The organism is Pseudomonas sp. SDO5532_S415 (genome assembly GCF_054071155.1).
The window spans coordinates 1-7,042 of the sequence record NZ_JBSVWS010000234.1; the positions used below are offsets into that span (position 1 = coordinate 1).

Annotated in this window: 5 protein-coding genes; 4 read left to right on the forward strand and 1 reads right to left on the reverse strand. The window is 60.3% G+C overall.

Annotation, left to right across the window (positions count from 1 at the left end):
- Window positions 1-72: 72 nt before the first annotated feature.
- Window positions 73-2,070 carry a transketolase gene (gene tkt / locus ACW9HW_RS27865; RefSeq protein WP_457402530.1) on the reverse strand — a complete coding sequence of 666 codons (1,998 nt, stop codon included), beginning with the start codon at window positions 2,068-2,070 and terminating at the stop codon, window positions 73-75.
- A gap of 273 nt (window positions 2,071-2,343) precedes the next feature.
- On the opposite strand from tkt, the gene ACW9HW_RS27870 reads away from it, so the two are divergent.
- From ACW9HW_RS27870 to ACW9HW_RS27885, 4 genes are all read left to right on the forward strand, one after another.
- On the forward strand, window positions 2,344-3,339 hold the full coding sequence (locus ACW9HW_RS27870; RefSeq protein WP_095195980.1) for an ArsR/SmtB family transcription factor: 996 nt from the start codon (window positions 2,344-2,346) through the stop codon (window positions 3,337-3,339).
- 18 nt (window positions 3,340-3,357) lie between these two features.
- On the forward strand, window positions 3,358-4,548 hold the full coding sequence (gene metK, locus ACW9HW_RS27875; RefSeq protein ID WP_095195981.1) for a methionine adenosyltransferase: 1,191 nt from the start codon (window positions 3,358-3,360) through the stop codon (window positions 4,546-4,548).
- A 237-nt stretch (window positions 4,549-4,785) separates the two neighbouring features.
- Entirely contained in the window at window positions 4,786-6,465 is a 1,680-nt protein-coding gene (ligB, locus tag ACW9HW_RS27880; protein ID WP_457402532.1) for an NAD-dependent DNA ligase LigB, read from the forward strand.
- Window positions 6,466-6,564: 99 nt separating this feature from the next.
- Window positions 6,565-6,960 (forward strand): DUF1090 domain-containing protein, encoded by a 396-nt coding sequence (locus ACW9HW_RS27885; RefSeq protein ID WP_457402534.1) that lies wholly within the window; start codon window positions 6,565-6,567, stop codon window positions 6,958-6,960.
- Window positions 6,961-7,042: the final 82 nt, after the last annotated feature.

The window sequence follows — 7,042 nt, forward strand, 5'->3', positions numbered from 1 at the left end:
GGGTCGGCGAAGATCCTTGTGGGAGCGGGCTTGCCCGCGATGGCGCCAGAACAGGCAATACATACCCTGAACTTAGTCTTCCAGCAGCTCTTCAGCCTGACCCAGGATGTTTTCCAGGGTGAAGCCGAACTCTTCGAACAAGGCCGACGCAGGTGCCGACTCGCCGTAGGTGGTCATGCCGATCACGCGACCTTCCAGGCCGACGTACTTGTACCAGTAGTCGGCGTGGGAAGCTTCGATGGCGATACGGGCGCTGACCTGCAACGGCAGGACCGATTGCTTGTAGCCGGCATCCTGGGCATCGAACACGCTGGTGCAAGGCATGGAAACCACACGCACCTTGCGACCTTGCTCGGTGAGTTTGTCGAAGGCCTGAACGGCCAGGCCGACTTCCGAACCGGTGGCGATCAGGATCAGCTCAGGCTCGCCGGGGCAGTCCTTCAACACGTAACCGCCACGATTGATGTCGGCGATCTGCAGGGCATTGCGGGTCTGGTGTTGCAGGTTCTGACGCGAAAAGATCAGGGCCGAAGGACCATCTTTACGCTCCAGCGCATACTTCCAGGACACCGCCGATTCAACAGCGTCAGCTGGACGCCAGGTGTCGAGGTTCGGCGTGCAGCGCAGGCTGGCCAGTTGCTCGATTGGCTGGTGAGTCGGACCGTCTTCGCCCAGACCGATGGAGTCGTGGGTATAGACGTGGATCACACGCTGCTTCATCAGGGCCGACATGCGCACGGCGTTGCGGGCGTATTCCATGAACATCAGGAAGGTCGCGCCGTAAGGCACCAGGCCACCGTGCAGGGCAACGCCGTTCATGATCGCGGTCATGCCGAACTCGCGCACGCCGTAGTACATGTAGTTGCCGCTGGCGTCCTCAGCGGTGACGCCTTTGCAGCCTTTCCACAGGGTCAGGTTGGAACCGGCCAGGTCAGCCGAACCGCCAAGGAACTCAGGCAGCAGCGGGCCGAACGCGTTCAGGGCGTTCTGGCTGGCTTTACGGCTGGCGATGGTTTCGCCCTTGGCAGCGACTTCGGCGATATAAGCATCGGCTTTTTCGGAGAAGTCAGCCGGCAGCTCACCGCTCAGACGACGAATCAGTTCGTTGGCTTCGGTCGGGAAGGCCGCGGAGTAGGCTGCGAAACGCTGGTCCCACTCGGCTTCGACCGCGCGGCCGGCTTCCTTGGCATCCCACTCGGCATAGATGTCGGCCGGGATTTCGAACGGGCCGTGGTTCCACTTCAGCGCGGCACGGGTCAGGGCGATTTCCGCGTCACCCAGCGGGGCGCCGTGGCAATCTTCCTTGCCTTGCTTGTTCGGCGAACCGAAGCCGATGGTGGTCTTGCAGCAGATCAGGGTTGGCTGATCGCTTTTACGAGCGGTATCGATCGCGATTTTGATCTCTTCCGGGTCGTGACCGTCGACATTGCGGATCACTTGCCAGTTGTAGGATTCGAAACGCTTGGGCGTGTCATCGGTGAACCAGCCTTCGACTTCGCCGTCGATGGAGATGCCGTTGTCGTCGTAGAAGGCGATCAGCTTGCCCAGGCCCAGGGTGCCGGCCAAGGAAGCGACTTCATGGGAAATGCCTTCCATCATGCAGCCATCACCCAGGAACACGTAGGTGTGGTGATCGACAATGTTGTGGCCAGGACTGTTGAATTGCGCCGCCATGACTTTTTCGGCCAGGGCAAAACCCACGGCGTTGGCCAGGCCCTGGCCCAGTGGACCGGTGGTGGTTTCAACACCCGGGGTGTAGCCGAGCTCCGGGTGACCCGGGGTGCGGCTGTGCAGCTGGCGGAACTGCTTCAGGTCTTCGATCGACAGGTCGTAGCCGGTCAGGTGCAGCAGCGAGTAGATCAGCATCGAGCCATGACCGTTGGACAGCACGAAGCGGTCACGGTCGGCGAACGATGGATTGCTCGGGTTGTGCTTGAGGTAGTCGCGCCAAAGCACTTCGGCAATATCCGCCATACCCATAGGGGCACCGGGGTGGCCGCTGTTGGCTTTTTGCACGGCATCCATGCTGAGGGCACGAATGGCGTTGGCACGCTCACGACGGCTAGGCATCGCTGTTCTCCTGCGGGTTCTGAATCGAGAGTGAATAAAACGAAACGGAAAAAAGGCGAGCATTTTCCCTCACCGAGCCGCCTCGGGGCAATGACAGATAGTCATCTGAAGGCGTTTTTCCAATCGATAACGACGGTTTCGGCTGGTGAAACCTTTCCGCCACTCGTTTGTTGACTGAAGCTAACGTTAAGAAGTGCCATCTATCGAGCAATATCAAAACTTTTTGATATTGCTCTTGCGGTGCTTCCGACGCATGACTAGACTGCCGGCCTTATGAATTTACGTGTGCCTTCCATTCGCCATGACGATTGCGATGAGTTGGCGGCCTTGTGCAAGGCCGCTGGCGATCCTCTGCGGCTGAATGTTTTGCGCGCGCTGGCCAACGATTCGTTTGGCGTGCTTGAGCTGGCGCAGATCTTCGGTATCGGCCAGTCCGGCATGAGCCATCACCTCAAGGTATTGGCCCAGGCCGACCTGGTAGCGACCCGCCGTGAAGGCAACGCGATTTTCTACCGTCGCGCCCTGCCCCACACCGAAACCCTGGGCGGCAAACTGCACATGGCCTTGCTCGACGAAGTGGACGAGCTGACCCTGCCTGCCGATGTGCAGTCGCGGATAACTCAGGTCCACGGACAAAGGGCGGCGGCCAGCCAGGATTTTTTCTCACGGGTCGCGGAGAAGTTTCGCGCCCAGCAAGACTTGATCGCCGGCCTGCCGCAATACCGCGACAGCGTGGTGGCCTTGCTCGACAAACTGAGTTTCAGCGAAGGTGCCACAGCCATCGAGGTCGGCCCCGGAGACGGTGCTTTTCTACCGGAACTGGCGCGCCGCTTCACCCAGGTCACGGCGCTGGACAACAGCCAGGCGATGCTCGAACTGGCGCGTCAGGTGTGCGAGCGCCAGATGCTGACCAACGTCAGCCTGCAACTGGCCGATGCCTTGAACGGCGTGAGCCTCAAGGCCGATTGCGTTGTATTGAACATGGTGCTGCACCATTTCGCCGCGCCGGCCGATGCGCTCAAGCACATGGCCAATTTGCTGCAACCAGGCGGTAGCCTGTTAGTGACAGAGTTATGCAGCCACAACCAGAGTTGGGCCAAGGAGGCCTGCGGTGATCTCTGGCTGGGGTTTGAACAGGACGACCTGGCCCGTTGGGCCACCGCTGCGGGACTCGTTCCCGGGGAAAGCCTCTATGTAGGCTTACGTAATGGTTTCCAGATCCAGGTCCGCCATTTTCAGCGGCCGGCTGGCGACACTCACCATCGGTAATTTCAGGAAAAAATCGAGATGAGCGAATACTCCCTTTTCACCTCCGAGTCCGTGTCTGAAGGGCATCCGGACAAAATCGCCGACCAGATTTCTGATGCGGTACTGGACGCCATCATTGCTGAAGACAAGTTCGCCCGTGTGGCGTGCGAGACTCTGGTGAAAACGGGCGTGGCAATCATCGCCGGCGAAGTCACCACCTCGGCCTGGGTTGACCTGGAGCAGATCGTTCGTGACGTGATCACCGACATCGGCTACACCAGCTCCAACGTCGGCTTCGACGGTGCGACCTGCGGCGTGATGAACATCATCGGCAAGCAGTCTCCTGACATCAACCAGGGTGTCGACCGCGCCAAGCCTGAAGATCAGGGTGCCGGCGACCAGGGCCTGATGTTCGGCTACGCCAGCAACGAAACCGACGTACTGATGCCTGCACCGATCACGTTCTCGCACCAGCTTGTGCAAAGGCAAGCCGAAGCCCGTAAATCCGGCCTGCTGCCTTGGCTGCGTCCGGACGCCAAATCGCAAGTAACCTGCCGTTACGAAAACGGCAAGGTTGTCGGTATCGACGCCGTTGTTCTGTCGACCCAGCACAACCCGGAAGTGTCGTACAACGACCTGCGCGAAGGCGTGATGGAACTGATCGTCAAGCACGTGTTGCCTGCCGAGCTGCTGACCAAGGACACCCAGTTCCACATCAACCCGACCGGCCAGTTCATCATCGGTGGCCCGGTAGGTGACTGCGGTCTGACCGGCCGCAAGATCATCGTCGACAGCTACGGCGGCATGGCCCGTCACGGCGGTGGCGCGTTTTCCGGTAAAGATCCATCGAAGGTTGACCGTTCGGCTGCCTACGCCGGTCGTTACGTGGCGAAAAACATCGTCGCCGCCGGCCTGGCCGAGCGTTGCGAGATTCAGGTGTCCTACGCCATCGGCGTCGCCCAGCCGACTTCGATCTCGTTGAACACCTTCGGCACCGGCAAGATCAGCGATGACAAGATCGTCAAGCTGGTCCGCGAAGTGTTCGACCTGCGTCCATACGCGATCACCAAGATGCTCGACCTGCTGCACCCGATGTACCAGGAAACCGCAGCGTACGGCCACTTCGGTCGTACCCCGGCAACCAAGACTGTGGGTGACGATACTTTCACCACCTTCACCTGGGAAAAAACCGACCGCGCCGACGCCCTGCGTTCCGCCGCCGGCCTGTAAGCCTTTCCCGGCTGTACCAGAAGCCCCGCACGGTTTTGCCGTGCGGGGCTTTTTATGGCCTTGCATTCGAGACCGCATCGCCCCCTTCGCGAGCAGGCTCGCTCCCACAGTTAATCGCATTCCCCTGCTCGCGAAGAAGCCAGTCCAGACAACAAAACATTCGGCAAAACACCCACCCTTCAAGCCAGCCAGTACTCGCCTAGCCTTCAGGCACCCCAATGAGCAAGGACGCTCGCGATGCCCCTCACCCTGCGCCTGTTTTTCACTTGCCTGCTGACCCTTTCCAGCCTGAACGCCAACGCCACCCCATGCCCCGACTGGCCAACCGAACGCGCCTCGAACGAAGTCGCTGCACTGCAAAAACAGATCGACCTCTGGGACGACAGCTATCACCGCGAAGGAAAATCCCTGGTCACCGATGAACTCTATGACCAGTCCCGCGCGCGCCTTGCCCAGTGGCACCAATGCTTCAATCGTGGCTCACCCACAAATCCACTGCGCACCGCGCGCGGCACGATTGCCCACCCCATCGCCCACACAGGCCTGGAAAAACTCCACGACGATCAAGCCGTCGAACACTGGCTGCGTGATCGCACGGACGTCTGGGTCCAACCCAAGGTCGACGGCGTTGCCGTGACCTTGATCTATCGCCAGGGCCGGCTGACCCAGGCGATCAGTCGTGGCGATGGTTCACATGGCCAGGACTGGACGACTTCGGCACGTCAGATTGCAGCCATCCCCCAACACCTCTCGCAACCCCTGGACCTGTTGGTGCAAGGCGAACTCTACTGGCGCCTGGACGGGCACGTGCAGGCTCGGGACGGTAGTCTCAATGCCCGTGCCACCGTCGCGGGCTTGATGGCTCGCAAAGCACTAAGTTCGCAGCAGGCAACCGGGATAGGCCTGTTCGTCTGGGACTGGCCCCGAGGTCCGGAAAAGTTGCCAGAGCGCGTCGCGATGCTGGATGAACTGGGATTTCCCGGTACCAAAGCGTACAGCCAACCGATCAGCGCACTGGCCGACGCACAGCGCTGGCGCGACCACTGGTTTCGCTCGCCCCTGCCGTTTGCCAGCGATGGCATCGTCCTGCGCCAGGCAAACCGACCACCCGCCGAACGTTGGCAAGCCAAGCCGCCTTACTGGATCGCCGCCTGGAAATACCCTTTCGCCCAGGCACTGGCGCAAGTGCGCAAGGTTCACTTCAAGATCGGCCGGACCGGGCGGATCACCCCGGTGCTGGAGTTGACGCCGGTGATGCTCGATGACCGGCAAATCAAGCGTGTCAGTGTGAGCTCCTTGCAACGCTGGCAATTTCTGGACATTCGGCCCGGTGACCAGGTCGCCATCAGCCTGGCCGGCCTGACCATTCCCAGACTGGATGGCGTGGTGCTGCGCAGCACCGAGCGACCGGAACTGAACGTGCCGCTGGCAACGGATTTTCATTCGCTAAGCTGCTGGCAACCCACTCCGGGATGCGAGGGTCAATTCCTCGCCCGCCTGACTTGGCTCAGTGGCAAGCAGGGCCTGGCTTTGTCCCATGTCGGCCCTGGCACCTGGGAGAAGCTTCTTGAATCAGGCCGCCTGAAAGGTCTGCTCGATTGGTTGACCCTTGATGCTCAGGAGCTTGCTAACATTGATGGTTTCGGCGAGCGCAGTGCCGCGCGACTTTCGAGCAGTTTCGACAGTGCTCGGCAACGATCTTTCGCCCGTTGGCTCAAAGCCCTGGGCATGCCTCCGACAGGCCAGGCACATCTCGTTGATTCATGGCAGGCGCTGGCGAATCGAAACATCGAACAATGGCAGGCCGAATCCGGGATCGGCCCGGGACGCGCAGCGCAACTGAGCGCGTTTTTCCGCGACCCGCAGGTCCTGGCCTTGAGTGAAACATTACGGGCGGCAGGGATTGACGGTTTTTAACGACCGGTAATGCCTTGGCACCCGGGAACCCTCTAGTACCGATGGGCTCAAACAAGCCATCGCTGCATCGACACGATTGCCTTTTCACATGGAGCTTTTATGAAATTTCTTTCACCGCTCGCCCTGTTGGCCCTTTGCAGCGTGATGGCCGCCCCGCTGATGGCGGCCGAAGATGCACCGGGACTGACCGGCTGCGCCGCCAAGAAGCAAGGCATCATCAATCAGATCGAACTGGCCAAGTCCCACGGTAATGGCGAGCAGCAGGCGGGGCTGGAAAAAGCCCTGAGCGAAGTCACCGCCAACTGCACGGACGCCTCACTGAAGAAAGAACGGGAAAACAAGGTGCTCGACGCCAAGCACGAAGTCAGCAGGCGTCAGGCCGACCTCGACAAGGCCATGAAAAAAGGCGATCCCGAGAAGATCGACAAGCGCAAAGAGAAGCTCGCCGAATCCCGCAAGCAATTGCAGGAAGCGGTCGATGAGTTGGATAAGTAAGAAACGGTAAAAACCGTGGATCGTTGGCGTTGCCAGATCCGTCTTCGCGAGCAGGCTCGCTCCCACAGGGGAATGCGATTAA